Annotated in this window: 27 protein-coding genes; 2 read left to right on the top strand and 25 right to left on the bottom strand. The window is 70.2% G+C overall.

Annotated features, from left to right (window positions below; translation table 11 throughout):
* Positions 1 to 80 precede the first annotated feature (80 nt).
* Positions 81 to 1,877, bottom strand: a complete 1,797-nt coding sequence (locus tag INQ48_22590) for a DEAD/DEAH box helicase (protein ID QRF56138.1) — start codon at positions 1,875 to 1,877, stop codon at positions 81 to 83.
* A 343-nt stretch (positions 1,878 to 2,220) separates the two neighbouring features.
* Between INQ48_22590 and ettA the strand changes: the two genes are divergently transcribed.
* Positions 2,221 to 3,882: an energy-dependent translational throttle protein EttA gene (gene ettA, locus INQ48_22585; GenBank protein QRF56137.1), complete on the top strand. Its 1,662-nt coding sequence runs from the start codon at positions 2,221 to 2,223 to the stop codon at positions 3,880 to 3,882.
* A gap of 15 nt (positions 3,883 to 3,897) precedes the next feature.
* Here ettA and INQ48_22580 read toward each other — a convergent pair whose 3' ends face one another.
* From INQ48_22580 to INQ48_22560, 5 genes are all read right to left on the bottom strand, one after another.
* Positions 3,898 to 4,359 (bottom strand): carboxymuconolactone decarboxylase family protein, encoded by a 462-nt coding sequence (locus INQ48_22580; protein QRF56136.1) that lies wholly within the window; start codon positions 4,357 to 4,359, stop codon positions 3,898 to 3,900.
* Entirely contained in the window at positions 4,268 to 4,774 is a 507-nt protein-coding gene (locus INQ48_22575) for a MerR family transcriptional regulator (GenBank protein ID QRF56135.1), read from the bottom strand. The genes INQ48_22580 and INQ48_22575 overlap by 92 nt, the downstream gene beginning before the upstream one ends.
* 69 nt (positions 4,775 to 4,843) lie before the next feature.
* Positions 4,844 to 6,592 carry an aminodeoxychorismate synthase component I gene (gene pabB / locus INQ48_22570; protein ID QRF56134.1) on the bottom strand — a complete coding sequence of 583 codons (1,749 nt, stop codon included), beginning with the start codon at positions 6,590 to 6,592 and terminating at the stop codon, positions 4,844 to 4,846.
* Between the two features lie 47 nt (positions 6,593 to 6,639).
* Positions 6,640 to 8,166, bottom strand: a complete 1,527-nt coding sequence (locus INQ48_22565) for a C4-dicarboxylate ABC transporter substrate-binding protein (protein QRF56133.1) — start codon at positions 8,164 to 8,166, stop codon at positions 6,640 to 6,642.
* A gap of 18 nt (positions 8,167 to 8,184) precedes the next feature.
* Complete coding sequence (locus INQ48_22560) at positions 8,185 to 9,219, bottom strand: P1 family peptidase (GenBank protein QRF56132.1); 1,035 nt, start codon at positions 9,217 to 9,219, stop codon at positions 8,185 to 8,187.
* 47 nt (positions 9,220 to 9,266) lie between these two features.
* Here INQ48_22560 and INQ48_22555 point away from each other — a divergent pair, with 47 nt between their 5' ends.
* Positions 9,267 to 10,568 (top strand): FAD-dependent oxidoreductase, encoded by a 1,302-nt coding sequence (locus INQ48_22555; GenBank protein QRF56131.1) that lies wholly within the window; start codon positions 9,267 to 9,269, stop codon positions 10,566 to 10,568.
* A gap of 28 nt (positions 10,569 to 10,596) precedes the next feature.
* Here INQ48_22555 and INQ48_22550 read toward each other — a convergent pair whose 3' ends face one another.
* The 19 genes from INQ48_22550 to INQ48_22460 all read right to left on the bottom strand — a co-directional run bounded on the left by INQ48_22550 (position 10,597) and on the right by INQ48_22460 (position 24,336).
* Entirely contained in the window at positions 10,597 to 10,809 is a 213-nt protein-coding gene (locus INQ48_22550) for an addiction module protein (protein ID QRF56130.1), read from the bottom strand.
* A 65-nt stretch (positions 10,810 to 10,874) separates the two neighbouring features.
* Positions 10,875 to 11,165: a copper-binding protein gene (locus INQ48_22545; GenBank protein ID QRF60846.1), complete on the bottom strand. Its 291-nt coding sequence runs from the start codon at positions 11,163 to 11,165 to the stop codon at positions 10,875 to 10,877.
* Positions 11,166 to 11,200: 35 nt separating this feature from the next.
* Positions 11,201 to 11,650: a DUF411 domain-containing protein gene (locus tag INQ48_22540; protein QRF56129.1), complete on the bottom strand. Its 450-nt coding sequence runs from the start codon at positions 11,648 to 11,650 to the stop codon at positions 11,201 to 11,203.
* A 19-nt stretch (positions 11,651 to 11,669) separates the two neighbouring features.
* Positions 11,670 to 12,182 (bottom strand): cupredoxin family protein, encoded by a 513-nt coding sequence (locus INQ48_22535; protein ID QRF56128.1) that lies wholly within the window; start codon positions 12,180 to 12,182, stop codon positions 11,670 to 11,672.
* Between the two features lie 39 nt (positions 12,183 to 12,221).
* A complete protein-coding gene (locus tag INQ48_22530) occupies positions 12,222 to 13,607 on the bottom strand; it encodes a copper oxidase (protein ID QRF56127.1) in 1,386 nt (461 codons plus the stop codon).
* A 1-nt stretch (position 13,608) separates the two neighbouring features.
* Positions 13,609 to 15,066, bottom strand: coding sequence for a TolC family protein (locus INQ48_22525; protein ID QRF60845.1), 1,458 nt, complete (start codon positions 15,064 to 15,066; stop codon positions 13,609 to 13,611).
* 101 nt (positions 15,067 to 15,167) lie between these two features.
* The gene (locus INQ48_22520; GenBank protein QRF56126.1) at positions 15,168 to 15,593 is read right to left on the bottom strand and encodes a hypothetical protein; all 426 of its coding nucleotides are present in this window, start codon (positions 15,591 to 15,593) and stop codon (positions 15,168 to 15,170) included.
* A 26-nt stretch (positions 15,594 to 15,619) separates the two neighbouring features.
* Entirely contained in the window at positions 15,620 to 15,901 is a 282-nt protein-coding gene (locus INQ48_22515; GenBank protein ID QRF56125.1) for a hypothetical protein, read from the bottom strand.
* On the bottom strand, positions 15,898 to 16,920 hold the full coding sequence (locus tag INQ48_22510; protein ID QRF56124.1) for a glycerophosphodiester phosphodiesterase: 1,023 nt from the start codon (positions 16,918 to 16,920) through the stop codon (positions 15,898 to 15,900). The genes INQ48_22515 and INQ48_22510 overlap by 4 nt, the downstream gene beginning before the upstream one ends.
* Positions 16,917 to 17,486 (bottom strand): DUF1439 domain-containing protein, encoded by a 570-nt coding sequence (locus INQ48_22505; GenBank protein ID QRF56123.1) that lies wholly within the window; start codon positions 17,484 to 17,486, stop codon positions 16,917 to 16,919. The genes INQ48_22510 and INQ48_22505 overlap by 4 nt, the downstream gene beginning before the upstream one ends.
* A gap of 111 nt (positions 17,487 to 17,597) precedes the next feature.
* The gene (locus INQ48_22500; protein ID QRF56122.1) at positions 17,598 to 18,083 is read right to left on the bottom strand and encodes a GNAT family N-acetyltransferase; all 486 of its coding nucleotides are present in this window, start codon (positions 18,081 to 18,083) and stop codon (positions 17,598 to 17,600) included.
* 29 nt (positions 18,084 to 18,112) lie between these two features.
* Positions 18,113 to 18,607 carry an ATP-binding protein gene (locus tag INQ48_22495; protein ID QRF56121.1) on the bottom strand — a complete coding sequence of 165 codons (495 nt, stop codon included), beginning with the start codon at positions 18,605 to 18,607 and terminating at the stop codon, positions 18,113 to 18,115.
* Between the two features lie 192 nt (positions 18,608 to 18,799).
* Complete coding sequence (locus INQ48_22490; protein QRF60844.1) at positions 18,800 to 19,528, bottom strand: amino acid ABC transporter ATP-binding protein; 729 nt, start codon at positions 19,526 to 19,528, stop codon at positions 18,800 to 18,802.
* A 37-nt stretch (positions 19,529 to 19,565) separates the two neighbouring features.
* Complete coding sequence (locus INQ48_22485; GenBank protein ID QRF56120.1) at positions 19,566 to 20,219, bottom strand: amino acid ABC transporter permease; 654 nt, start codon at positions 20,217 to 20,219, stop codon at positions 19,566 to 19,568.
* Positions 20,220 to 20,225: 6 nt separating this feature from the next.
* The gene (locus INQ48_22480; protein QRF56119.1) at positions 20,226 to 20,888 is read right to left on the bottom strand and encodes an amino acid ABC transporter permease; all 663 of its coding nucleotides are present in this window, start codon (positions 20,886 to 20,888) and stop codon (positions 20,226 to 20,228) included.
* A 15-nt stretch (positions 20,889 to 20,903) separates the two neighbouring features.
* Positions 20,904 to 21,704: a transporter substrate-binding domain-containing protein gene (locus INQ48_22475; GenBank protein QRF56118.1), complete on the bottom strand. Its 801-nt coding sequence runs from the start codon at positions 21,702 to 21,704 to the stop codon at positions 20,904 to 20,906.
* Entirely contained in the window at positions 21,701 to 22,474 is a 774-nt protein-coding gene (locus tag INQ48_22470; GenBank protein QRF56117.1) for a GntR family transcriptional regulator, read from the bottom strand. The genes INQ48_22475 and INQ48_22470 overlap by 4 nt, the downstream gene beginning before the upstream one ends.
* A 408-nt stretch (positions 22,475 to 22,882) precedes the next feature.
* Positions 22,883 to 23,848: a tripartite tricarboxylate transporter substrate binding protein gene (locus INQ48_22465; GenBank protein ID QRF56116.1), complete on the bottom strand. Its 966-nt coding sequence runs from the start codon at positions 23,846 to 23,848 to the stop codon at positions 22,883 to 22,885.
* Positions 23,849 to 23,895: 47 nt separating this feature from the next.
* Positions 23,896 to 24,336, bottom strand: coding sequence for an OsmC family protein (locus INQ48_22460; protein ID QRF56115.1), 441 nt, complete (start codon positions 24,334 to 24,336; stop codon positions 23,896 to 23,898).
* Positions 24,337 to 24,485: the final 149 nt, after the last annotated feature.

Here is a 24,485-nt window from a genome sequence, read left to right as displayed (position 1 = left end):
TTGTGTCCGGAAGGTGTTCCGGCACCATGCGGACATGAAAAAGGGCGCCGAAGCGCCCTGTGTTCCGTGTGCGTCGCGCCTCAGCGGCCGAACGAACGGCCACTGCCGCCGCCGCCCGAGCGGCCACCGCCGCCACCGTAGCCGCCGCCACCCGAACGGCCACCGCCGCCCGAACGGTTGCCGCCACCGTAGCCGCCACCGCCGCCCGAGCGGCCACCGCGTCCGCGGCCGCCACCCATGTGGTCGACGCTGGTGCGCAGCGGATCGGGCTGGCCGGCCGCGCCGGCGATCGCCTCGGCGCGCAGGTGTGCGACCTGGTTGGCCTGGGTCGGGCTGTGGCTGTTGCCGTGATGGCGCGGCTGGCGCTCGTCGTGCGGCTGATGGTTCTGCGGATGCGCCGCATGGTGATGCGGACGCGGCTGGGCTTGCGGGGCGCGGCCTTGCGGCGCGCGATTGCCCGGACCCTGGCCCTGGCCGCGCGGGCCCTGCTGGCCGCCGCCATTGGCAGCGCGGCCCTGGCCTTGGCCCTGGCCGCCGCCACCGGCGCGGCGCTGGCCATTGCCGCCACCACCGCCGCCGCCGCCCTGGCCGGCCTTGTTGTCGCGGATGCGCTGCATCATCTCGCTGCGCGCGGCCTTGGCGGCCGCCTGCATGACTTCGCGGCTCGGCGGACGGCCGGCGCCGCCCCAGATGGTCTGGCGGCCCATGGCGATGGGCTCGGCGCGTTCGCCTTCTTCCGGACCGAAGCCCTCGATGACCTGCACGGGGATCGTCTGCTTGGTGAAGCGCTCGATCTCCTGCATGAAGCCTTCCTCGTCGAGGCAGACGAAGCTCACGGCCTCGCCGCTCGAACCGGCGCGGCCGGTGCGGCCGATGCGGTGCACGTAGTCTTCGCTGACGTTGGGGATCTCGTAGTTCACGACGTGCGGCAGCTCATCGATGTCGATGCCGCGGGCCGCGATGTCGGTGGCCACCAGCGCGCGGATGTCGCCGCTCTTGAAGCCGGCCAGCGCCTGGGTGCGCGCGCTCTGGCTCTTGTTGCCGTGCAGCGCCATCGCCTCGATGCCGTTCTTGGTGAGGAATTCGGCCACGCTGTTGGCGCCGAACTTGGTGCGGGTGAACACCAGCACCTGGCTCCACTGGTGCTCGTTGATGATGTGCGCGAGCAGTGCCTTCTTCTTGCCGCGGCCCACGGGGTGGACCACCTGCGTGATGCGCTGCACCGTGGTGTTGCGCGGCGTGACCTGGATGCTCTGCGGGTTGCGCAGCAGGCCGTTGGCCAGTTCGCGGATCTCGTCGCTGAAGGTGGCCGAGAACAGCAGGCTCTGCTTCTGGGCCGGCATCAGCGCCAGCACCTTCTTCACGTCGTGGATGAAGCCCATGTCGAGCATGCGGTCGGCTTCGTCGAGCACCAGGATCTGCACGGTCGACAGGTCGAGCATGCCCTGCTGCTGCAGGTCGAGCAGGCGGCCGGGGGTGGCCACCAGGATGTCGACGCCGCGCTTGAGGCGGTCGATCTGCGGGTTCATGCCCACGCCGCCGAAGATCACGGTCGAGCCGAGCTGCAGGTACTTGCCGTAGTCGCGCACCGATTCCTCGACCTGCGCCGCGAGTTCGCGGGTGGGCGTGAGCACCAGGGCGCGGATGCCGATGCCGCCGAACTTGTTGGTGGCGCTGCGGCTCATGGTGAGCTTGTGCAGCATCGGCAGGGTGAAGGCGGCGGTCTTGCCGGTGCCGGTCTGGGCGCCGCCGAGGAGGTCGTGGCCCTCGAGGACGGCCGGAATGGCCTGGGCCTGGATCGGGGTGGGGGTCTCGTAGCCCTGCTCGTGCACGGCCTTCAAGATGGCCGGAGCCAACTTCAGTTCATCAAAAGTCATTGTGTGAAACAACAAGCGCCATACACGGCGCGGTGACATCGGCCCGCTCGGCGTCTTTCGTTCTTGTGACGCGAGCCAGTCAAGGCTGATGAAGGTCAGGAGTGGGAGCCCGAAAAACCGACTTGCGGAAGGGTTTTCTTCGTCCCCGGCAGAGAGCCGGTGTGCGGGCAACTGGACCCGGCACGGTGGCGATTGTCGCATGAGTCGATAATCACTGCTTTTCGCGCTCCGTTTCCGCGATTCCGCGCGCCGGGCCTGCCGCCGTCTTCCAGGGGCTTCCTCCAGGGGATTTCGGCTTTTTCCGGCTTTCGCCACCTCAGCAATCAGCAGTCCTACACAGAAGATGGCCCAGTACGTCTACACCATGAACAGAGTCTCCAAGACCGTGCCGCCCAAGCGGCAGATCTTGAAAGACATCTCGTTGTCCTTCTTTCCCGGCGCCAAGATCGGCGTGCTCGGCCTGAACGGCTCGGGCAAGTCCTCGCTGCTCAAGATCATGGCCGGCGTCGACAAGGAGATCGAGGGCGAAGCCATTCCGATGGCCGGCCTGTCGATCGGCTATCTCGAGCAGGAGCCCAAGCTCAATCCCGAGCACACTGTGCGCAACGCGATCGACGAGGCCATGGGCGAGGTCAACGCCGCCAAGGCGCGCCTCGAGGAGATCTATGCCGCCTACGCCGAGGAAGGCGCCGACTTCGACGCGCTGGCGGCCGAGCAGGGCGAGCTCGAGGCGGTGATTTCCGCCGCCGGCACCGATTCCGAGCACCAGATCGAGATCGCGGCCGACGCGCTGCGCCTGCCGCCGTGGGATGCCAAGATCGGCCTGCTGTCGGGCGGCGAGAAGCGCCGCGTGGCGCTGTGCAAGCTGCTCTTGTCCAAGCCCGACATGCTGCTGCTCGACGAACCCACCAACCACCTGGACGCCGAATCGGTCGAGTGGCTCGAAGTGTTCCTGCAGCGCTTCACGGGCACCGTGGTGGCCATCACCCATGACCGCTACTTCCTCGACAACGCCGCCGAGTGGATCCTCGAACTGGACCGCGGCCGCGGCATCCCATGGAAGGGCAACTACAGCACCTGGCTCGAGCAGAAGGGCGAACGCCTGGCGCAGGAGCAGAAGAGCGAGGAAGCCCACGCCAAGGCCCTGAAGAAGGAACTGGAATGGTCGCGCCAGAACCCGAAGGCCCGCCAGGCCAAGAGCAAGTCGCGCCTGGCCCGCTTCGAGGAGCTGAGCGACGTCGAATACCAGAAGCGCAACGAAACGCAGGAGATCTTCATTCCGGTGGCCGAGCGCCTGGGCAGCCAGGTGATCGAGTTCAAGGACGTGAGCAAGAGCTTCGGCGACCGCCTGCTGATCGACAAGCTGAACTTCAACATCCCCGCGGGTGCCATCGTCGGCATCATCGGCCCGAACGGCGCCGGCAAGTCCACGCTGTTCAAGCTGATCGCCGGCAAGGAACAGCCCGACAGCGGCGAAGTGGTGGTGGGCCAGACCGTGAAGATGGCCTTCGTCGACCAGCACCGCGACGAACTGGCCAACAACAAGACCGTGTGGGAAGACATCTCGAACGGCCTGGACATCATCAACGTCGGCAAGTTCCAGATGGCCAGCCGCGCCTACGCGGGCCGCTTCAACTTCAACGGCCAGGACCAGCAGAAGAAGGTCGGCAACCTGTCGGGCGGTGAACGCGGCCGGCTGCACCTGGCCAAGACGCTGATCCAGGGCGGCAACGTGCTGCTGCTGGACGAACCCTCGAACGACCTGGACGTGGAAACGCTGCGCGCGCTCGAAGACGCGCTGCTCGAGTACGCGGGCACCGTGCTGGTGATCAGCCATGACCGCTGGTTCCTCGACCGCATCGCGACCCACATCCTGGCCGCCGAAGGCGATTCGCAATGGGTGTTCTTCGACGGCAACTACCAGGAGTACGAAGCCGACAAGAAGAAGCGCCTGGGCGAAGAGGGCGCCAAGCCCAAGCGCGTGCGCTTCAAGGCCCTCAAGTAAGGCCCGTGCCGGCCCTCAGGCCGGCTCGACCAGGGCGCGCGGTTCCGCAAGGGGCCGCGCGCTTTTTTCATCGTCGGCCGCGAACACCTCGCGCGCGGCACTCAGGCCGTTGAGCGCGGCGGGGAAGCCCGCGTAGACCGCCATCTGCATGATCACCTCGATCACTTCCTCGCGCGTCACGCCGACGTTGAGCGCGCCCTGGATGTGTACCCTGAGCTGCGGCGCGGCATTGCCCATGGCGGTGAGCGCGGCCACCACCGCGATCTCGCGCGAGCGCAGGTCGAGGCCGGGGCGCGAATAGACGTCGCCGAACGGGAACTCGATCAAGAGGCGCGCGAAGTCGGGCGCGATGTCGGCCAGGCCTTCGACGACCTTGATGCCGCCCTCACCGTCGATCTGCCGCAGTTTCGCGAGGCCGCGCGCGTAGCGCTCGCCGGTCGGCTGGCTGGTCGTCGTCGGATGGATTGGGTGCTGCATGTTTCTTCCTCTTCGTTGAAGCCGGGGCGATGCCCGATGAAGAGGGACGCCGGGCCTCGATTCCGCGGTAGTGCTCGATCTTTTGCGCCAGCGCCTGTATCGATTGCTGCAGCGCCTCCACCTTCGAGCGCACCTCGGCGAGATGCGATTCGAGCATCGCGCGGCGTTCGCCGATGCTCGCGTCCCCCTGACTGCGAAGCCCGGCGAAGGCCTGCATGCCCTGGATGGGCATGCCGGTCTCGCGCAGGCGCAACAGGAAAGCAAGCCATTCCATGTCGGCGGCGGCATAGCGGCGCTGGCCGCCCGGCGCGCGCGACACGGCTGCTATCAGGCCGATGCGTTCGTAGTAGCGCAGCGTGTGGGCCGTGAGGCCGGTGCGCCGTGCCACTTCCGCGATGCTCAGGTTGCTTTCCATGGGGGAATTCTCGAAGTTGGAGCGCGCTCCAAGTCAAGCGCTTTTCGCATCTTCCTCCGATGCGGCGATTCAGGGGACGAGTTCCGCCTCGATCCAGCCGCGCAGGCTGTTGACGAAGGCCAACGCGGTCACGCGCGAGAGCTGGTCGCGCCGCACCGTCTGCTCGACCAGCGAGCCCTCGGCCAGCCGCTGTGCGCGCCCGATGCCGGGCAGCAGGCCGCAGCGCAGCGGCGGCGTGACCCAGCGGCCATCGTCCAGGCGCAGCGCGATGTTGCCGCGCGTGCATTCGGTGAGTTCGCCCTCGGGGTTCCACAGCAGCGTGTCGAAGGCCTCGGGCAGGGTCGGCGCGAAGGCCTCGTAGTGTGCGCGGCGCGTGGTCTTGAAGCGCGTGAACTCGCTGTGCGCCTCGTCGAAGGGGCGGTCGGCCAGCTGCAGCTTCACGCGCTTGGGTGCAGCGCCCATTTCAAACGCTTCGACGCGTGGCAGGCCTCGCGCATCGAGCAGCAGGCGCACGCGCCAGCTGCCTTCGGCATGCGCATCGCGCAGCGACCGCAGCGCTGCCTCGACGCGTGCGGCATCCCAGGCGAAGCCGAAGTGGGCGGCCGCGCCGGCCATGCGTTCGATGTGCAGCGGCGCATCGCGCAGCGTGCCGTCGACCAGCGCCAGCGTTTCGAGCAGTTCGAAGCCGGGCGCCTCGGCGACTGCGGCCGCGCCCAGGAAGGCCCGCTTGTGGCCCCACTCGGCCCATTCGGCGTCGGGCGTGGCATCGGCCGTGATGCCGCTGCCGATGCCGCAACGCGCCTGGCCATCGCGCAGGGTCACGGTGCGGATCGGCACGTTGAAGGTCGCATGCCCGCCCGGCCGCAGCACGCCGACCGCGCCGCAGTACACGCCGCGCGGCGCCTGCTCGAGCTCCCGGATCAGCCGCATCGCCGCCACCTTGGGCGCGCCCGTGACCGAGCCGCAGGGGAACAGCGCATCGAACACGTCGACCAGCGAGGTGCCGGGCCGAACCGCCGCCTCCACGTCCGAGGTCATCTGCCACACGGTGGGCAGCGCTTCGGTATGGAACAGCCGCGGCACGCGCACCGAGAACGGTTGCGCGATGCGCGACAGGTCGTTGCGCAGCAGGTCCACGATCATCACGTTCTCGGCCCGCTCCTTCGGCACGCTGCGAAGCCGCTGTGCCTGGGCCTCGTCCTCGGCCGGCGTGGCGCCGCGCGGCGCGGTGCCCTTCATCGGGCGCGCGAGGATGCGCTCGCCGTGCCAGTCGAAGAACAGCTCGGGCGACAGCGACAGCACCTGTTCCTCGCCGCTGTCGATGAAGGCCGCGTAGCCCGCGGGCTGGTTGAGTCGCAGCGCGGCGAACAGGGCCAGCGGGTCGCCGGCATGGTCGCCGAGCAGCGGTGCCGTGTGGTTGATCTGGTAGAGACCGCCGGCGGCAATCGCCGCGTGGATAGCTTGCATCTGCCGATCGAAGTCGGCGCGCGAGAGGCTGTCGCGCCAGGCGATCGGCGGGCTCGCGGGCGGCACTTCCTCGGGCCAGGGCAGGGCCTCGTCGTGCACCCCGAACCAGGTCAGCGGCCCGCCGTCGCCCGCATGCGTCTCGAACGCGGCATCGAAGGCCGCGGCCGCCTCGTAGCGCAGGTAGCCCACGCACCAGTGGCCCGCGCGCGCCAGCGCCTCGGCCTGCGCGAGCACGGGCCGCACTTCGGACAGGCTGCGCGCCACGAGCACGCGGGAAGGGGCGCCGAACGCCAGGCGCAGCCGCTGCGCGCCATCGGTGCGCGGGTCGGCGAAATCGATCAGGGTGGACACGATGGAGTCTGTGGAGAAGGCACGGGCGCCAGCGCGCCGCGTGCCGGTCAGCGCGGTGCGGAGGGCGAAGGCGAGAGCGGTGGCGACGGTGGCATCGCGGGCCCGGCCGGCGCACCGGCGCCGCGCGCCAGCGCCCGCTTGCGCACCGCATAGATGTTGTTGCGCAGCGCATAGAGCTCGTCGGCGTACGACAGCGGCACCGCCACGCGGTTGACCACGCGGTCGAGCTCGTCGAGCTCCTTCGTGAGCTCGGCCGGATCGCCGCGCTGGCCGTCGACCTTGCCCTCGATGTCGCGCAGCCGCGCATACCAGCGGAACACCCGGCGGCGCACGCGGAACTGGTAGAGCGGCGGCACCACGCGGCTCAACGGCAGCATCAGCACCAGCAGGCCGCCGAGCACCAGCCACATGCGCTCGATCAGGTTGCTGGCCCAGAACGGCAGGTAGCGCTGCCAGAACGGCGGCGTGCCGTTGATGGCGCGGTCGCCCTCGGGGCTCACGGGCAGTTCGCTGGTGCGCGTGTTCGGGAAGTCGCGCGGCCGGTTGAACCAGCCGGCGCCGCCGTGCAGGTGTTGCGCGGCCTGCGCGAACAGCTGGCGCAGCGCCGGATGGGTGTCCTCTCGCGACAGCAGCGAGGTGGTGGCCGCGAGCAGCGACACGTCGCCGGCCGGCAGGTCCTTCGAGAGGTCGACCACGCCGCGCGGCAGGCTCACGGCCGAGAGGAAGGGGAAGCGCCGCGTGTACGCATCGGCCTGCACGAAGTCCATGAGCCGGATGTCGTTCGCGCGCAGAAGCCGCTGCACCTGCGGCGACTGCGGCGCCGACGACAGCACGATCGCATCGAGCAGCCCGGCCTGCAGCGCCTCGGCGGCCGCGGACTGCTCGAGGTTCGACAGCAGCAGCGCATCGGGCGCGAGTCGGTTGGCCTCGAGCAGCCGGCCCATGAGTTCGGGCAGGCCGCTGCCGGGCATGTCGACGTTGACGCGCAGGCCGCGCAGTTGCGTCAGCGAGGTCAGCGGGATCGGCGCGGGGGGCACGGCGGGTTGCGGTGCCGCTGCCTTCTTGCGCTCGGCGCCGTGGCGACCCTTCGCGGCTGCCTTGGCCGCCTTCTTCGCCTTCTCGGCCTCCGCCGCCTGCTGCGCGATCACGCTGTCGGGCGCGCGCGTGATCGCGTCGGGCCGGTAGAACAGCCAGATCGGCTCGAAGAACAGGCTGCCGAGCGAACTGAGCCCGGCCTCCTCGTCGGCCACCGGGTCGGCGCTGCCGCCGCGCACGAAGCCCACGTCGGCCTCGCCCTTGCGCAGCAGCTCGAGGTTTTCCGACGAGCCCGAGGTCGGCTTGAGCGTGACCTCGATGCCGCTGAGCTTCAGCGACTCGGCATAGCGCTTGCCGAACTGCGCGTAGGCGCTGCCCGTGGGGCCGGTGGCCAGCGTGACCTGCTTGGGCGGCTGCGGCTGCAGCCACCAGTAGGCGGCGATCAACAGGCCGATCACGAGGAACAGGATCGGGCCGGCGGAGGCGATCAGGTCGCGGATCGACAGCAGGATCAGCTTGAGGGTTCTCGGGAAGGCCATGGTGTCTCGCTCGTGGGGTCAGCGCGGCGCGGTGCCGAGCTCGGCGGCCGAGGGGATGTGCAGCTCGCCGACCGTCACCGAGCGCGCCGCCAGCACCGCGCGCAGGGTGGCGCGCGCGGCGACCTCGGCCGCCATCGCGCTGAGCACCGTCATGCCCGGGCCGTCGGCCGCCAGCGGCACGCGGCCGGTGGCGAGCGCGAACAGGGTGTCGCCGTCGCTCATGGTGTGCACGGGATTGATGGCGCGCGCCAGGCCGTCGTGCGCCACGGTCGCGAGCCGGTTGGCCTGCACCTTGGTCAGCACCGCGTCGGTGGCGATCACGCCGATGGTGGTGTTGGTGCCGGCCAGGAGCGGCTTGGGCAGCTCGCCGCGCAGCAGGGCGCGGCGCGTGTCGAGCAGCGCGCGGCCGTCCTCGGTGCGCGCGCCGGCCACGGGCAGCGCGGTGTCGGGATCGATCACGTCGCCGAGCGAATTGACAGCGATCAGCGCGCCGACCGTGACGCCGCCGACCGTGACCGAGGCGGTGCCGATGCCGCCCTTCATCGCGCGCTGCACGCCGAACAGCTTGCCCACCAGCGCGCCGGTGCCGGCGCCCACGTTGCCCTCGGCCGGCGCGTCGCGGCCCGCGGCCTCGCAGGCGGCATAGCCGGCCGCGGCATCGGGCCGGATGCGGGCATCGCCCATCGGCAGGTCGAACAGCACAGCGGCGGGCACGATCGGCAAGGTGCCGAAGCGCACGTCCATGCCCACGCCGCGCTCCTCGAGCCAGCGCATCGCGCCCTCGGCCGCGGCCAGGCCCCAGGCGCTGCCGCCCGCGAGCATCACGGCGTGCACCTGCTGCACCAGGTTGCCGGGCGCGAGCAGGTCGGTCTCGCGCGTTCCGGGCGCGGCGCCGCGCACGTCCACGCCGGCCACCGCGCCTTCGCGCGCGATGATCACGGTGCAGCCGGTGGGCCGGCGGGTGTCGGAGAAGTGGCCGACCTCGATGCCGGCGACGTCGGTGATGGCACCGTCGGAAGAGGAGAGGGAAGCGGGGGAAGGCGTGGCGGACATGGCGGCCGATTATGGAACCATGCCGCGCGGCCCCTACGATGGGCGCCATGACAGTTGAAAGAAGTGGTTTCCAGTCCGGCGCGCGGCGCCATGCGGTGGTGATCGGCGCGGGCGCCGTCGGCAGCGCCACCGCCATCGAGGCCTTGCGCGCGGGCCTGCGCGTCACGGTGGTCGAGCCGGGCGAGCCCGGTGCGCCGCAGGCCACCAGCTACGGCAACGCGGGCTGGCTCTCCTCGCATTCGGTGGTGCCGCCCGCGCTGCCCGGTGCGTGGCGCAAGGTGCCGGGCTGGCTGGCCGATCCGCTCGGCCCGCTCGCGGTGCGCTGGCCCTACCTGCCGCGCGCGCTGCCGTGGCTGCTGCGCTACCTGGCCTCGGGCGCCACCGAGGCGCGCGTGCAGCGCATCGCCGACGCGCTGCGCAGCTTGCTGGTCGACGCACCCGCGCTGCATGCACGGCTGGCGACCGAGGCCGGCGTGCCGCAACTGATCGAGCAGCGCGGCCTGCTGCATGCCTACCGTTCGCGCGCCGAGTTCGAGGGCGATGCGCTGGCCTGGCGCGTGCGCGCGCGCACCGGCGTGCAATGGAGCGAATGGGATGCCGACGAACTGCGCCGGCAAGAGCCCGACCTCGATGCGCGCTACACGCTCGGCATCCACGTCGGCGAGGCCGGCCACTGCCGCGACCCCGGCGCCTACGTGGCGGCGCTGGCCGCGCATGCGCGTGCGCTCGGCGCCGAACGCGTGGCCGCGCGCGCCACCGGTTTCCGCATCGAGGACGGCCGGCTGCGCGCCGTGCGCACCGAAGCCGGCGAGATCGCCTGCGACACCGCCGCGGTCTGCGCCGGCGCGCGCTCGGGTGCCCTGGCCGCCGCGGCCGGTTCGCCGGTGCCGCTGGAATCGGAGCGTGGCTATCACGTCGTGCTGCCGAAGGCGGCGGTGGGCCCGCGCACGCCGGTGATGGTGGCCGACGGCAAGCTCATCGCGCACTGGATGAACGGCGGCCTGCGCGCCGCCGGCCAGGTCGAGATCGCGGGGCTCGAGGCCGCGCCCGACTGGCGCCGCGCCGAGATCCTGCGCGAGCATCTGCGCTCGATGTTTCCCGCGCTCGCCGACGCGCCGCCCGAAGGGGCCGAGCTGCAGCGCTGGCTCGGCCATCGCCCGAGCCTGCCCGACGGCCTGCCCTGCATCGGCCCCGCCGCCGGCAGCGCCGACGTGGTGCTGGCCTTCGGCCATGGGCACGTGGGACTGTGCGGCTCGGCGCGCACCGGGCGGCTGGCGGCGCAAGCGATGGCGGGGCTGGCGTCGGAGATCGCGCTGGCGCCGTTCGATCCGCGGCGCTTCGGGGCGTAGCGCTTGCTCCGAAGACGACTGCCGAGGGTCAGGTCTTCAAGAGGGTCTTGACCTCATCCCAAGAGATCACTGCACCTGGGTCGGCGCGATGCGCTGCGAGAAGGCGCACGATCTCTTGCTGTTCAAGGGGACTCAGCTCTGACGACTCGGCGTTGCCTTCCGTGCCATGCCGTAGTTCTTCGGGTGATTCGATGCGCTCCATCGCACAGGGCAAAGCGCGTTGCGTGCCGGGGCTTTTCATCTCGATCTCCCGAAGAGTGGATCAACGCTGCATTTTCCAGGCGCCGACGAAAGGTCTCATGGCCCTCAGTTCGCAGGTGCGATCGACAGCACCGTGAGCGCCCCATCGACCTTGTCGGCCGTGAACTGCACCTTGTCGCCGGGCTTCACCTGCGTGAGCAGCGCCGGGTCCTTCACGCGGAAGACCATGGTCATGCCGGTCATCTCGAGGTTGGGGATGTCGCCGTGGCGCAAGGTGATCTTGTTCGCTTCGGTGTCGATCTTGCGGACCTCGCCCTCGACGGGCGGCAGGGCCGTCTGTGCGAAGGCAAGGGCGGCGAACAGGGTGGCGCTGAGGGCGGTGAACAGCTTCTTCATGGTGATCGGGTTTTCTTGCAAGGGGATCGGAGGATTCATCGGTAGCTCTGGAACACGCGCGTGCCGCCATCGGCCAGCACCAGCAGCACGTCGTAGGGATCGCGCTGGTCGCCATAGGCCGGACCGTCCATGCCCGGCGAGCCGACCGGCATGCCGGGCACGGCGAGGCCCACGGCCCTGGGTTTCTCCTTGAGCAGGCGCTGGATCTCGCGCGCGGGCACGTGGCCCTCGATGGCGTAGCCGCCGACCTGGCCCGTGTGGCACGAGCCCAGCTTCTCGGGCAGGCCCAGGCGCTTGCGCGCGGCCGCGTTGCCTTCGTCGTGCACGCGCGTGGCGAAGCCGTTCTTGTTGAGGTGCTTGACCCAGTCCTGGCAGCAGCCGCAGTTCGGGTCCTTCCAGATCTCGACCATCGGCGCCGCGGCGCGCGCGGTGAACGGCAGGGCGGCGGTGGACGCCAGGGCCAGCATCAGTCGTCTTCTTTGCATGGGAGTTCCTTTCGCGGTTTCAGGATTTGCCGGCGGCGGGCAGCACGCGCACGCGGCCGGCCATGCCGAGTTCGTAGTGGTCCTTCACCAGGCAGGCGAAGTCGAAGTCGCCGGCGCGGTTGAAGGTCCAGACCAGCTCGCCGGTCCGACCCGGCGGCACGTGCGCCATCCAGGGCTCGTCGTGCTCCATGCCGGGGAATTTCTTCATCATGGCCGCGTGGGCCTCGATCTCGGCCGTGGTGCCAAGCACGAGTTCGTGCAGGTCACGGCCCTTGTTCTTCAGGCGCAGGCGCAGCGTGTCGCCTTCGCGCACCTCGATCACCGAGGGCGTGAAGGTCATGTCGTCGGCCATCGCGATGTCGATGGTGCGTTTCACGGCGCCGGGCTTGCCGACGATGCCCCAGGGCTTCTGCTCGGGCGCGAGTTCGGCCGCGCCTTTGGGCTTGGCGACGTGGTTCTCGTGCGCCAGCGAGGCGGTGGCGAAGGCCGCGAGCGTGAGGCCGGCGGCGGCGAGCTTGAGTGTCTTGTTCATGGATGGAACTCCGAAAAAATCGAAAGGGGATGAGCGAACTCAGTGCTGGTGCGCGCCATGGCCTGAGGGCTTGCGCACGCTGGCATCGGGCTCGGCGGCCGACGGGGCCGGTGCCTTCGCGCGCGGGGCCGGCGGCACGTTGGCGTTCGGCACTTCGCGCGCGACCGTGCCCGGCGGATGCCTGAACCAGCCCGGGTCGCGGTAGTCGCCGGGCTTCTGGTCGCGCCGCACCTTGAGCAGCGTGAACATGCCGCCCATCTCGGCCGAACCGAAGGGACCGGTGCCCGTCATCATCGGCACCGTGTTGTCGGGAATGGGCATCTCCATCTCGCCCATGTCGGCCATGCCCTTGTCGCCCATCACCATGTAGTCGGGCACCAGCTTCCTGATCTTCTCGGCCACGCCCTTGTGGTCCACGCCGATCATGGTCGGCACCTCGTGGCCCATCGGCCCCATGGTGTGGTGCGCCTTGTGGCAGTGCAGCGCCCAGTCGCCTTCCTCGTCGGCGATGAACTCGATCTGCCGCATCTGGCCCACCGCCACGTCGACCGATACCTCGGGCCAGCGCGCGGTGCGCGGCACGGGGCCGCCGTCGGTGCCGGTCACCTCGAACTCGTGGCCGTGGATGTGCACCGGATGGTTGGTCATCGTGAGATTGCCCACGCGGATGCGCACGCGGTCGCCGCGGCGCACGTTGAGCGTGTCGATGGCCGGGAACACGCGGCTGTTGAAGCTCCAGAGGTTGAAGTCGGTCATGGTGCTGACCTTGGGCGTGGCGCTGCCGGGCTCCACGTCGAAGCTGCCGAGCAGGAAGCAGAAGTCGCGATCGACCTTCTCGATCAGCGGGTGATCGGCCTTCGGATGCGTGACCCAGAAGCCCATCATCCCCATCGCCATCTGCACCATCTCGTCGGCATGCGGGTGGTACATGAAGGTGCCGGGGCGGCGCGCGGTGAACTCGTAGACGAAGGTCTTGCCCGGCGGGATCTGCGGCTGCGTGATGCCGCCCACGCCGTCCATGCCGTTGGGCAGGCGCTGGCCGTGCCAGTGCACGGTGGTGTGCTCGGGCAGCCGGTTGGTCACGTAGATGCGCAGTCGGTCGCCCTCGACCACCTCGATGGTCGGCCCGGGCGACTGGCCGTTGTAGCCCCACATGTTGACCTTGAAGCCCGGCGCCATCTCGCGCACCACGGGCTCAGCGACCAGATGGAATTCCTTGACGCCGGCGTTCATGCGCCAGGGCAGGGTCCAGCCGTTGAGCGTGACGACGGGGTTGTAGGGCCGGCCGTTGGGCGGCACCAGTGGCGCTGCCGTGGCGGTGGAGCTCTGCGAGACGGGCTCGGGCAGCGCGGCCATCGAGACGCGGCTGACGGTGGTGGCGGCCACGGCCGTGGCGGCGCCCGCGAAGAAGTTGCGGCGGTTCATCTCAATGTCCTCCCGCCGCGGGGGCGTCGCTGGCGGCCGCGGTCTGCAGCGCCGTCATGCCGCCGGGCGAGCTGCCCGTGAGCACCAGTTGCAGATCGGTGTCGGCCAGCCAGAAGTCGCGCTGCGCCTCGATGCCGGCGTTCACCGCGAGCATGCTCGCGCGCGTCTCGGCGAGCAGTTCCCACACGCTCGCGAGCATGCCGTTGTAGCGCAGCACCATCTCGTCGTTGACCTGCCTGCGCAGCGGCAGCACCTCGTCGCGGTAGCGCCGCGCCAGGCCATAGGCCGTGTTCCAGCCGCGCCAGGCCTCGCGCGCTTCGCTCGCGGCCAGCACGCCCACGTCGCGCACGCGCGCGGCCGACTGCATGTACTGCGCCTCGGCGCGGCCGGCGCGTGCCTGGCCCCAGTCGAACAGCGGCAGCGGCAGGTCGAGCTCGAAGCCGCGCTGCGTGGCGCGCGAACGGTCGGCATCGTTCTCGAAGGTGGTGTTGCGCACCACGCCGAGCTCCAGCGCGTTGATGACGCGCGTGGCATGCACGAGGCCCAGCGAATCGGCCACGGCCGTGTTCTGCGCCCGCGCCGAGCGCACGTCGAGCCGGTCGCGCAGCGCGCGCGCCTGCACGTCGCCGAGCTCGGGCGCGGCCTGCGGCAGCGGCGGCAGGCGGTCGGGCAGGGTGTAGGCGGTGCGTTCGCCCGCCAGGCCTAGCAGCCGCGTGAGCTGTTCGCGCGAGGCCACGGCGGCCTGCTCGGCACGCGCGAGCTGCGCCGCGGCATCGGCCAGCAGCAGCTGTTCGCGCGTGCGTTGCAGCGCGCTCCAGTTGCCGACCTGGGCCATGCGGTGCGCGAGTTCGGCGCCGGCCTCGGCCGCCTCCCTGGCATCGCGCAGGTAGGCCACGCTCTGCTGCGCCGCCACCGCGCGCACCCAGGCGCGGCGCGTGTCGGCGGCCAGCAGCAGCACGCTCTGCGCGGCCTGCAGCTTGGCGGCCTCGTGGCGTTGACCGGCCCAGCGTGCCTGCCACGGCAGCGTGACCAGGCCGATCACGTTGAAGCTCAGCATGCGCTCGAGCTCGCGCTCGCGGCCCTGCGCCAGCCGGCTGAACGAGAGCACCGGGTTCGGCAGGCTCGCGGCCTGCACGCGGTCGGCGTCGCTCAGCTGCAGGGTGGCGAAGGCGTCCTGCACGCGCGGGCCGTTGACCAGCGCGATGCGCACGGCGGCCTCGGCGTCGAGCGGCCTGGCGAGCAGCGCATCGACGCTTTTGCGCGAGGCCTCGTCGGGCATGCGCTGGGCCGGCTGGCCCGCCATCAGGGGATTGCCCGCGACCAGGGCCTGCACGTCGGCCGTGCCGCCGTCGGGCGAGAGGCTGGCGCAGCCGGCCAGGAACAGGGCACTGGCGAATGCAAGGGCGCGCCGCGGCAGCGCGTCAGCTGTTCGACAGCGAAAGGGAATGGGGCCAGCCATCTGCCGGCGGACGATAGGGTTCACGCTCGATCTCCATGAGCAATACGATCGACGCCGCGAGCCGGCAAGGGCTCACCGCGGACGGACTACGGGCAGGGAGATCAGGAAATGGGCGGCTTCAAGCCCAGGAAGGGCTCGGTGCTCGCGAAGCGAGCCGCCGGGGCCGCGGGCGCGGCCTGGGGGGCATCGTGCGCGATGCCCCTGAGTTCGGTGCCGCCGAGCGCCACCGAGTGGCAGACCTGGCAGGCGGTGCAGGTGCCGCAGCCCTGGTGGCTGGCGTGGTCGCTGTCGCTGCCGTCGCCGTGGGTGTCGGCCATCGCGTGGTCGGCGTGCGCGGCGTTGTCCATGGCCGTCATGGCCATGTCGCCGGCCTCGTGGCAGTGGGCCTCGGTGGCCGCCTGAGCGGCGCCGGCGACGGCCTCGGCCGCGGGCATCGCGTGCCGCACCATCTCGATCGCCATCGCGTCGCCGAGCCAGCCGCGAATCGGCAGCAGGGCGATCATGAGGGCGAGGAACAGGGTGCGCATGGAGGGCCGATGATAAACCGCGTGCCTCAGCCGCCGAGCTGCGCGCGGGCCTTGTCCACCCACAGGCTCAGGTTGTCGAGCAGATCCTTCTGGCTGAACGAGCAGCTTTCCTCGCTGAACAGCGCGCTCGATTCGAGCCGGTCGAGCAGGTTCAGCAGCACCTCGCCGTAGCGCGGCGGCAGGGCGGCCAGCAGCGCGGCGCTGCCGCGCGCCTCGTCCGACAGCGAGCCGGCGGGGCCGCCGCCCTGGCGGCGCAGCGCGTCGATCTGCCCGGCGATGGCGTCGAGCTGTTGCAGCGCGGCGCTCACGAGGCGTTCCTTCCCGAGGGCGGCAGCGGCAGGCCGCGTTCGCGCACCAGGTCGCGCAGCACGTCGGGGTAGTCGGTGATGATGCCGTCCACGCCCAGGTCCATCAGCCGGATCATGTCGGCGCGCTGGTTCACGGTCCAGGGCAGCACCTTCATGCCGAGGCCCTGCGCTTCCTTCACCTGCGCCGCGTTGAGGTCGGCGAAGGCCGGCGACCAGACGAGCGGACCGCCACTGGTGCCGGCCGCGGCCTTCACGAGCCGCGGCGTGGAGCCGAAGCCCGCGGCATCGAGCCCGGCGGTCCAGCGCTTGTCCTTCAGCGTGCGCGGCGTGCTCAGGTAGGCGCGCGACATCGCGGGCGCCAGCTGGCCCACCAGCGCCAGCGTGCGCCAGTCGAAGCTCTGCACGGTCACGCGATCGGCCATTTGCGCCTTGTCGATGACGGCCAGCAGCGCGCGCACCATGGGCTCGGGCGCGGCGGTCTCGTCGGGCTTGGTCGGATCGACCTTGGTCTCGATGTTGAAGCGCACGGTGGCCGCGGCCGGGCCGCGCGCGCGCACCAGGTCGAACACCGCCTCGAGCGTGGGGATGCGTTCGCCATCGCGCGGCTGCTGCAGCGCGAACTGGCGGCCGTAGCTGCTCGAGGGATTGAGCCGGCCCACGTCGTAGGCCTGCAGTTGTGCCAGCGTGAGCGAACGGATCGTGGGTCCGCTGCGGCCGTTCGCGAGCGCGAGCCACTGGCCGGCGGCATCGCGCGTGTGGTCGGGGTTGAGGGCCGTGTCGTGCGACACCACCACCACGCCGTCGGCGCTCAGGCCGATGTCGAGCTCGAGCGTGGTCACGCCGAGGTCGATGGCGTTGGCGAAGGCCGCCAGCGTGTTCTCGGGCGCGAGGCCGCGGCCGCCGCGGTGGGCCTCGAGGTCGAAGCGCGTGCGCGGCGTGGGCGCGAAGCTGTTGCAGCCCGCGGCGAGCGCGGCCGTGGCGCCCAGGGCGAGCAGGAGCGTGCGTCTGCGATGTGTCATTTGAGCTGTACCTTGATGCCGTCGGCGAGCACGGTGATGTCGCCGATCTCGTAAGTCTTGCGCCCGACGGTGAGTTCCTCGGGCTTGAAGGTGCGCAGCGGCTGGCCCTGCAGCAGTTCCTGCGCGACCAGCGCGCCCACGCGCCGCAGCCGCTCGGCGTCGCGCCCGTCCAGGCCCTGCAGCTCGATGCGCTCGGCCTTGGGCTGGTCGAGCCGCAGCGCGCGCGTGGCGGCGTCGTACCTGAGCGCGCTGCTGACCGCCACCGTGCCCTGCACCGGCCCGCCGCCGAGCAGCGGGCTCGCGATGGTCAGCGTGGCGGTGATCGCGGCGCGGTTGGTGGCCGCGTCCAGGCCCAGCTGCGGATCGCGCAGCCCGACCGTGAACAGCTCGGCATAGCGCTCGGCCACCGGGAAGCGGCGCGCGATCTGCGCCTGCAGCTCGTCGCGGCTGGCGGTGTATTCGCTGGTGAAGAAGTTGAAGCCCGCGAAGGCGGCGAACGGCGCCTGGAGCGCTGCGGCGCCGAGCAGGGCGCCCAGCGCGCGGCGGCGGGTCGGGGAGGGGAGCATGGAGCGGCGGTGGCTTGGCATGGCGGTGGGAGCTTGCCACAGGTGCGCAAGTTCGCGCCGGTTTGGTTGCAGGACGTGACCGGCGTGGGGACGTACGGGCGACAGCCGAACTCAGCCCAGCGGCAACTCGTAGCGCGCGAAGGCGCCGAAGTCGTTGCGGATCTCGCTGTGCAGCGCGAAGCCGAAGCGCTCGTAGAGGCCGCGCAGCGGCGCGCGGTCGGCCACGCAGTCGAGCCGCAGGTGGCGCAGCCCAAGCGCCGTCGCCCGTTCGCGCGCGAACACCAGCAAGGCGTTCGACACGCCTTGCCCCGCGAAGCCTCGGCGCACCGCGAGCTTGTGCACGTAGAGCGAGCTGCCGGCCTCGATCTCGGGCCAGAAATACGGATCCTCGAGGTCGAGCCGGACCACGCCGGCCACCTGGCCATCGATGCGCGCGATGAAGTAGCCGCCGGCCGTGCAGTCGCGCTCGATGCGCGCGGGCGCGATCTCCGGGCCCGACCACAGCGGGCGGCCTTCTTCGACCAGCCATCGGGCAGCCTCATGCAGCACGGCGACGACGGTGGGGGCTTCCTCGGGGCGGGCGGGTTCGATCAGCATGGGCTGCGAAGCATAGCGGCCCGGCTCGCTCAGGCGTGCCGCTTCACTTCGAAGCCTTCCTCGGGCGTCGGCGCGACGAAATGGCTGCCGATCAGGTCGAACTGCGCCTCGCTGGTCTCGAAGGGGTGCGTGCCGCTCGCGTTGCGCACTCGCAGGCGCTGCTTGCAGACCGCGTCGGGCAGCTCGAGCAGGTGCAGCACGTGCGCGGCGCCGGCGGCTTCGAAGAGGCCGCGCATCCAGCGCCGGTTCGCGACCGTGTTGGCCGGGAAGTCGAGCACCACCGACACGCCGGCCGCGAGCAGCGCCGCCAGGTGGCCTTCGATGGCCTGCTTCAGGCGGCCCGCGCAGCGCACGTAGTCGGGCAGTTCGCGGATCTCGCCCGGGTAGAGCGCCGCGAGCCAGGCGTCCTCGCTCACCAGCACGGTGGCGGGCGCCGCGGCGAGCCGGCGCGCGAGCGTGGACTTGCCGGCGCCGATCTTGCCGCAGACCATGTGCAGCACGGGGGTGGAGGGGGTCGCTGTCATTTCGTTTTCTCCGGAGGGTGGTGGGCTTGGAAGAAGCGCCCCCGAAAACGAAAAACCCGCCTTCTGGGGCGGGTTGCATGGCATGAACTCGAGGAACCGCGCGTCAACCCACCATCTTCAAAATGGTGCGAATGATCGACGCGATGATGCGCGGGCAGGCCATGGGCCGAGCATAGCCCACGGCCGGGCGCTTCAGTCGTGCAGCGACGAGAGGAACTGCCGCAGCTCCGGCGTGCGCGGATTCGCGAACAGCTCGGCGGGCGCTCCCATCTCGTGCACGCGGCCCTGGTGCATGAAGATCACGCGGTCGGCCACCTTGCGCGCGAAGTTCATCTCGTGCGTGACCATCAGCAGCGTCATGCCTTCGTCGGCCAGCGACTCCACCACGCGCAGCACTTCGCCCACCAGTTCGGGGTCGAGCGCCGAGGTGATCTCGTCGCACAGCAGCACGCCCGGTTCCATGGCCAGCGCGCGCGCGATCGCCACGCGCTGCTGTTGGCCGCCCGAGAGCTGGTCGGGCATGGCGTCGAACTTCTCGGCCAGGCCCACGCGCGTGAGCAGCTTGCGCGCCTGCGAGGCGGCCTCGAGCGACGAGCGCCTCTTCACCAGCGTGGGCGCGAGCATCACGTTCTTGCCGACCGTGAGGTGCGGGAACAGGTTGAAGCCCTGGAAGATCATGCCCACGCGCTGGCGCAGCTCGCGCATCGCCATCGCGCTCTCGTGCAGCAGCGGCTTGCCGTCGACGGTGAGCGAGCCCTCCTGGAACACCTCGAGGCCGTTGATGCAGCGCAGCAGCGTGCTCTTGCCCGAGCCGCTCTTGCCAATGATGGCGATCACCTCGCCGCGCTTGACGTCGAGGTCGATGCCCTTGAGCACCTCGTTGCTGCCGTAGGACTTGCGCAGCGCGGTGATGCGCACGATCGGCGAGCCCACCGCGACGGCGGGTTGTTGTTGCGGTTCAAGCACGGCGGCCATGGGTTTTCCTCTCGAGGGTCTTGGCGTACAGGCTCACGGGAAAGCACAGCACGAAATAGAGCAGGGCCACGCAGCTGAACACCACGAAGGGCTGGAAGGTGGCGTTGGAGATCATGCTGCCGGCCTTGGTGAGTTCGACGAAGCCGATGACCGAGGCCAGCGCCGTGCCCTTGATGACCTGCACCAGGAAGCCCACGGTGGGCGCGATCGCGATCCTCACGGCCTGCGGCAGGATCACGTGGCGCAACTGCTCGCCGAAGCTCAGCGCGAGGCTGCCAGAGGCTTCCCATTGCCCCTTCGGGATCGAGGCCACGCAGCCGCGCCAGATCTCGGTGAGGAAGGCGCTGGTGTAGAGCGTGAGCGCCACGCTGGCCGCGGTCCAGGCCGACACGTCGATGCCGAACAGGGCGATGCCGAAGTAGGCCAGGAACAGCTGCATCAGCAGCGGCGTGCCCTGGAACAGCTGAACGTAGAGGCCCACGGCCTTGCCGACGGCCCGGCCGCCGCGCAGGCGCAGGAACAGCAGCAGCGCGCCGACGATGCCGCCGCCGACGAAGGCGATGAGCGAGAGCACGACGGTCCAGCGCAGCGCCAGCAGCAGGTTGCGCAGGATGTCCCAGAGGGAGAAATCGGTCATGGCGATTCAGCGGCCGAAGAAGAAGCGGGGACCGGCCCAGTCGAGCAGCCGCCGCAGCGCCACCGAGAGAGCGAGGTAGATCAGCGTGGCGACGATGAAGGCCTCGAAGGCGCGGAAGTTGCGGCTCTGGATCAGGTTGGCCGCGTAGCTCAGCTCCTCGGTCGAGATCTGCCCGCACACGGCCGAGCCCAGCATCACGATGACGATCTGGCTCACCATCGCGGGCCACACCTTCTTGAGCGCCGGCGGCAGGACCACGCGCAGGAACACCTGCGAGCGGCTCAGCGCCAGGCTCACGGCGGCCTCGATCTGGCCCTTGGGCGTGGCCTCGATGCCGGCGCGGATGATCTCGGTGGAATAGGCGCCGAGGTTCAGCACCATCGCGATCACCGAAGCCACTTCCGGCGAGAGCTTGACGCCCGCGGCCGGCAGCCCGAAGAAGATGAAGAACAGCTGCACGATGAAGGGCGTGTTGCGGATCAGCTCCACGTAGGTGCCCACGATGGCGCGCAGCCAGCGCGGGCCGTCGGCGCGCGCCCAGGCGCAGAAGGTGCCGACGATCATGCCCAGCACGGTGCCCACGGCGGTGAGGCCGATGGTCCACGCGATGCCGCGCAGCAGCAGCGGCCATTCGGCGAGCACGGCGCCAAAGTCGAATTCGATGCCCATGGCCGCGCCGTCCGATCAGACCGGCAGGTCGCCGGCGGCCTTGCCGAGCCACTTCTTCGACAGGGCGTCGAGCGTGCCGTCCTTCTTGGCCGTCGCGATGATCTCGTTGACCTTGGTCTTGAGCGCGGTCTCGCCCTTGGCGATGCCGACGAAGCAGGGGCTGTCTTTCAGCAGCAGCTTGAACTCGGCGCTGACCTTCGGGTTCTTGGCGAGCATGTCGCCGGCGACGGCCGCGCTGGTCGCGAGGGTCTGGGTCTGGCCCGCGACGAAGGCCGCGATGGTCGCGTTGTTGTCCTCGAAGCGGCGGTAGTCGACGTTCGGCGGCGCCACCTTGTTGAGTTCCTGGTCCTCCATCGCGCCGCGCGTCACGGCCACGGTCTTGCCGGCCATGTCGGCGAAGCTCGCGAGCTTCATGCTCTTGGCGGCGTAGACGGCCTGGAAGAAGGGGGCATAGGCCGACGAGAACTCGATCACCTTCTCGCGCTCCGCGTTCTTGCCGAGCGTGGAGATCACGAGGTCGGCCTTCCTGGTCTGCAGGTAGGGGATGCGGTTGGCGCTGGTCACGGGCACCAGCTCGACCTTCACGCCGAGCTTGGCGCCGATGAGCTCGGCCATCTCGACGTCGAGGCCCTGCGGCTTCATGTTCTTGTCGACCGAGCCGTAGGGCGGGTAGTCGGTGGGCACGGCGATCTTGATGGTCTTGGCCTTGAGCACGTTGTCGAGCGCGTTCTGGGCGTGGGCACCGCCGGCCGAGGCCAGCAGGGCGAGGGAGGCGAGCGCGAGAGCGACGCGGCGTTTGGATGCGAGGAAGGTCATAGCAGGGCTCCTAGGTAAGTCGAAGAGTCGGGATCGGGGGCCGCGCCGGGCTTTCGGCGCTTGCTCCTGGGGGCAGGCGTGGTGGCCGTGTTCTGGAGCGGCGCCAGCGCATCGCGCAGCTGGGCCAGCGGATCGGCGGGTGCCTGCACGCGCAGGGCCGACTGCACCGTGCCGATGTGCTCGGCCATCAGGGCCTCGGCGGCGGCATGGTCGCCGCGCTCGAGCGCCGCGACGATCTGCACGTGGTCCTCGCAGGACTGCACCGCGTCGTGCGTGGATTGGTAGAGCATGGCGATCAGCGTGGTGCGCGCCGTGTAGTCGCGCAGCGTGTCGGCCAGCAGCGTGTTGCCCAGGCATTCGGCCAGGCAGACGTGGAAGTCGCCGAGCAGGAAGCTGCGGTTGCCGACGTCGCTTTCCTTGAGCGCGGCTTTCTCGCGCTGCAGGTGCGTCTTCAGCTGGCGCAGCGCGCTCTTTTGGAGCTTGCCTGCGCTGCCCGCGCTGCGAATGAGGCCGAGCTCGATCACGCGCCGTGCCTCGAAGGCCTCGCGCGCCTCGTCCTGCGAGGGCTCGATCACGAACCAGCCGCGCCGCGCGCTCACGGTGACGATGCCGCGCGCCGCCAGCCGCGTGAGCGCCTCGCGCACGATGGTGCGGCTGCAGTCGAACAGCATCGCGAGCTGCTGCTCGCCCAGGCGCGAACCCGGCGCGAGCTTCTGCGCCATCACCGCTTCGACGATGCGCGCACTGATTTCGGAAGCGGAGGTGGCCATGTGCCTGCATACCAGCAGCTTCCGTGCCAACTGGTATGCAAGATGTGTGCACCGAAATGGGCCGGGCGGGGTGCGCCGGTGGTGCGGATGGCTGGGGCTCGCACGGGTGTGTCGGAGCTGTCTTCGTTTACGGCGGGGACGGGCTCACGCCGATGGGGTACTCCCCTCCGCGAATGTCCCCCGCCCTTCGGGCTCCTCCTTTATTTCGCTGCGGGGAGTACCCCATCGACGTGAGCCTGGACGCAACGGTTGTTGAAGCGCCCGCACCACCGCTGCGCCCACGTGCACAGGGCAGTGGGTGCTTCCCGCAGCGAAATAAAGGAGGAGGCCGAAGGCCGGGGGACATTCGCGGAGGGAAGTACCCGCTGTCCTGTGCACGCGCCCCCGGCGTATCTCAGTCTTCCCGATTCAATCCATCCGCGCGCCCGAAGCCTTCACCGCCTCGCGCCAGCGCGGCGTCTCGGTCGCCAGGAAGCGCGCGAACTCCTCGCTGCCCAGGAAGGCCGGGTCGGCGCCCTGGCTCACCATGCGCTCGCGCACCTCGGCGCTGGTCAGCACCTGCTTGAAGGCCTCGCTGAGCTTCGCCACCACGTCCTTGGGCGTGTCCTTGGGCGCGAAGAAACCGTAGAAGCCCACCACCTCGAAGCCCTTCACGCCCGATTCGGCCACGGTCGGGATGTCGGGCAGCGCGGGATTGCGCTCGCGGCTGGTCACGGCCAGTGCGCGCACCTTGCCCTGCTTGTGGTAGTTGGCCGCCTGCGGGATCGATTCGGCCATGAACTGCACCTGCCCGCCCATCAGGTCGGTGAAGGCCGGCGCGCTGCCGCGGTAGGGGATGTGCACCATGAAGATGCCGGTCGCGGTCTTGAACATCTCGGGCACCAGGTGGCTGATGCCGCCGTTGCCGGCCGAGCCGTAGTTGACCTGGCCCGGCCGCGCCTTCGCATAGTCGATGAACTGCTTGAGGTTCTGCACCGGCAGCTTGGGCGTGACCAGCAGCGCCAGCGGCTGCATCGCGGTGCGCGCGATCGGCACGAAATCGCGCTGCGTGTCGTAGGGCAGCTTGCTGTAGAGCGCGCCGTTGATCACGGCCACGCCGGTGTTCGCGAGCATCAGCGTGTAACCGTCGGCCGGGCTCTTGGCGACCGCGTCGGCGCCCACCGAGCCGCCCGCGCCGGGCTTGTAGTCCACGATCAGCGGCTGGCCCAGCGCCGCCTGCAGCTTGTCGGTCAGCAGGCGCGCATGCTGGTCGAGCGGGCCGCCGGCCGGAAAGCCGATCACGACCTTGATCGGCTTGTCGGGAAAGGCCGCCGTGGCGGCGGTGCCGAGGGCGAGCGACAGGACCGCGAGCGCGGTCCGCAGGGTGTTGTTCATGATCCGTCTCCTTGTTCTTGGCGAGGAGACGATCATAGGCAAGCCGCTCAGCCGGCCAGCGTCGCCTTCAGCGTGATCTCGGGCACGCTCGCGAGCGCCTTCGACAGCGGGCAGCCGGCCTTGGCGGCGGCAGCGATCTGCTGGAACTTCGCCTCATCGAGGTTGGGCACGGCGGCGTCGAGTTCGAGCGCGATGCGGTCGATCTTGAAGCCCTCGCCGTCCTTGGCCAGGCGCACGGCCGCGCGGGTGTCGATCTTCGTGGCGGCCAGGCCTTCCTTCTCGAGCGCGAAGGCGAAGGCCATCGTGAAGCAGGCCGCGTGCGCGGCGCCGACGATCTCCTCGGGGTTGGTGCCGCGCCGGTCGTCCTCGAAACGGCTGGCGAAGCCATAGGGGTAGTCCTTGAGCGCGCCGGTCTCGGTGCTGACCTGGCCCTTGCCGGTCTTGCCTGCGCCTTCCCAGTGAACGCTCGCGTGCTTTTCTGCTGCCATGGAGATGCTCCTTCGGTGGTCGGTGGATGGGGAAACGGGATGCGGAGCCCCGGGTATCGCCGAAACCGGGCGCCGCGTCTGTAGTCGCGGGCGCTGTCGCCCCGGCCGTTTCGACGGGCCTGCGATCGGACGACGTAGAAAAAAGGGCG

Origin of the sequence: Variovorax paradoxus, assembly GCA_016806145.1 — a bacterium.
Lineage (GTDB): Bacteria > Pseudomonadota > Gammaproteobacteria > Burkholderiales > Burkholderiaceae_C > Variovorax.
The sequence above is the reverse complement of the archived record's forward strand: the minus strand, read 5'-3'. Positions and strand labels throughout refer to the sequence as shown.

Coding starts and splice junctions, on each gene's coding strand:
- INQ48_22500 (QRF56122.1), bottom strand. CDS start 18,083: ATGCTGATCGAACCCGCCCGCCCCGAGGAAGCCCCCACCGTCGTCGCC.
- INQ48_22465 (QRF56116.1), bottom strand. CDS start 23,848: ATGAACAACACCCTGCGGACCGCGCTCGCGGTCCTGTCGCTCGCCCTC.
- INQ48_22550 (QRF56130.1), bottom strand. CDS start 10,809: ATGAAAAGCCCCGGCACGCAACGCGCTTTGCCCTGTGCGATGGAGCGC.
- INQ48_22525 (QRF60845.1), bottom strand. CDS start 15,066: ATGGCTGGCCCCATTCCCTTTCGCTGTCGAACAGCTGACGCGCTGCCG.
- INQ48_22530 (QRF56127.1), bottom strand. CDS start 13,607: ATGAACCGCCGCAACTTCTTCGCGGGCGCCGCCACGGCCGTGGCCGCC.
- INQ48_22545 (QRF60846.1), bottom strand. CDS start 11,165: ATGAAGAAGCTGTTCACCGCCCTCAGCGCCACCCTGTTCGCCGCCCTT.
- INQ48_22580 (QRF56136.1), bottom strand. CDS start 4,359: ATGCAGCACCCAATCCATCCGACGACGACCAGCCAGCCGACCGGCGAG.
- ettA (QRF56137.1), top strand. CDS start 2,221: ATGGCCCAGTACGTCTACACCATGAACAGAGTCTCCAAGACCGTGCCG.
- INQ48_22495 (QRF56121.1), bottom strand. CDS start 18,607: ATGACAGCGACCCCCTCCACCCCCGTGCTGCACATGGTCTGCGGCAAG.
- INQ48_22470 (QRF56117.1), bottom strand. CDS start 22,474: ATGGCCACCTCCGCTTCCGAAATCAGTGCGCGCATCGTCGAAGCGGTG.
- INQ48_22575 (QRF56135.1), bottom strand. CDS start 4,774: ATGGAAAGCAACCTGAGCATCGCGGAAGTGGCACGGCGCACCGGCCTC.
- INQ48_22540 (QRF56129.1), bottom strand. CDS start 11,650: ATGCAAAGAAGACGACTGATGCTGGCCCTGGCGTCCACCGCCGCCCTG.
- INQ48_22505 (QRF56123.1), bottom strand. CDS start 17,486: ATGCTCCCCTCCCCGACCCGCCGCCGCGCGCTGGGCGCCCTGCTCGGC.
- INQ48_22485 (QRF56120.1), bottom strand. CDS start 20,219: ATGACCGATTTCTCCCTCTGGGACATCCTGCGCAACCTGCTGCTGGCG.
- INQ48_22535 (QRF56128.1), bottom strand. CDS start 12,182: ATGAACAAGACACTCAAGCTCGCCGCCGCCGGCCTCACGCTCGCGGCC.
- INQ48_22560 (QRF56132.1), bottom strand. CDS start 9,219: ATGTCCGCCACGCCTTCCCCCGCTTCCCTCTCCTCTTCCGACGGTGCC.
- INQ48_22565 (QRF56133.1), bottom strand. CDS start 8,166: ATGGCCTTCCCGAGAACCCTCAAGCTGATCCTGCTGTCGATCCGCGAC.
- INQ48_22520 (QRF56126.1), bottom strand. CDS start 15,593: ATGCGCACCCTGTTCCTCGCCCTCATGATCGCCCTGCTGCCGATTCGC.
- INQ48_22590 (QRF56138.1), bottom strand. CDS start 1,877: ATGACTTTTGATGAACTGAAGTTGGCTCCGGCCATCTTGAAGGCCGTG.
- INQ48_22555 (QRF56131.1), top strand. CDS start 9,267: ATGACAGTTGAAAGAAGTGGTTTCCAGTCCGGCGCGCGGCGCCATGCG.
- INQ48_22480 (QRF56119.1), bottom strand. CDS start 20,888: ATGGGCATCGAATTCGACTTTGGCGCCGTGCTCGCCGAATGGCCGCTG.
- INQ48_22460 (QRF56115.1), bottom strand. CDS start 24,336: ATGGCAGCAGAAAAGCACGCGAGCGTTCACTGGGAAGGCGCAGGCAAG.
- INQ48_22510 (QRF56124.1), bottom strand. CDS start 16,920: ATGACACATCGCAGACGCACGCTCCTGCTCGCCCTGGGCGCCACGGCC.
- INQ48_22475 (QRF56118.1), bottom strand. CDS start 21,704: ATGACCTTCCTCGCATCCAAACGCCGCGTCGCTCTCGCGCTCGCCTCC.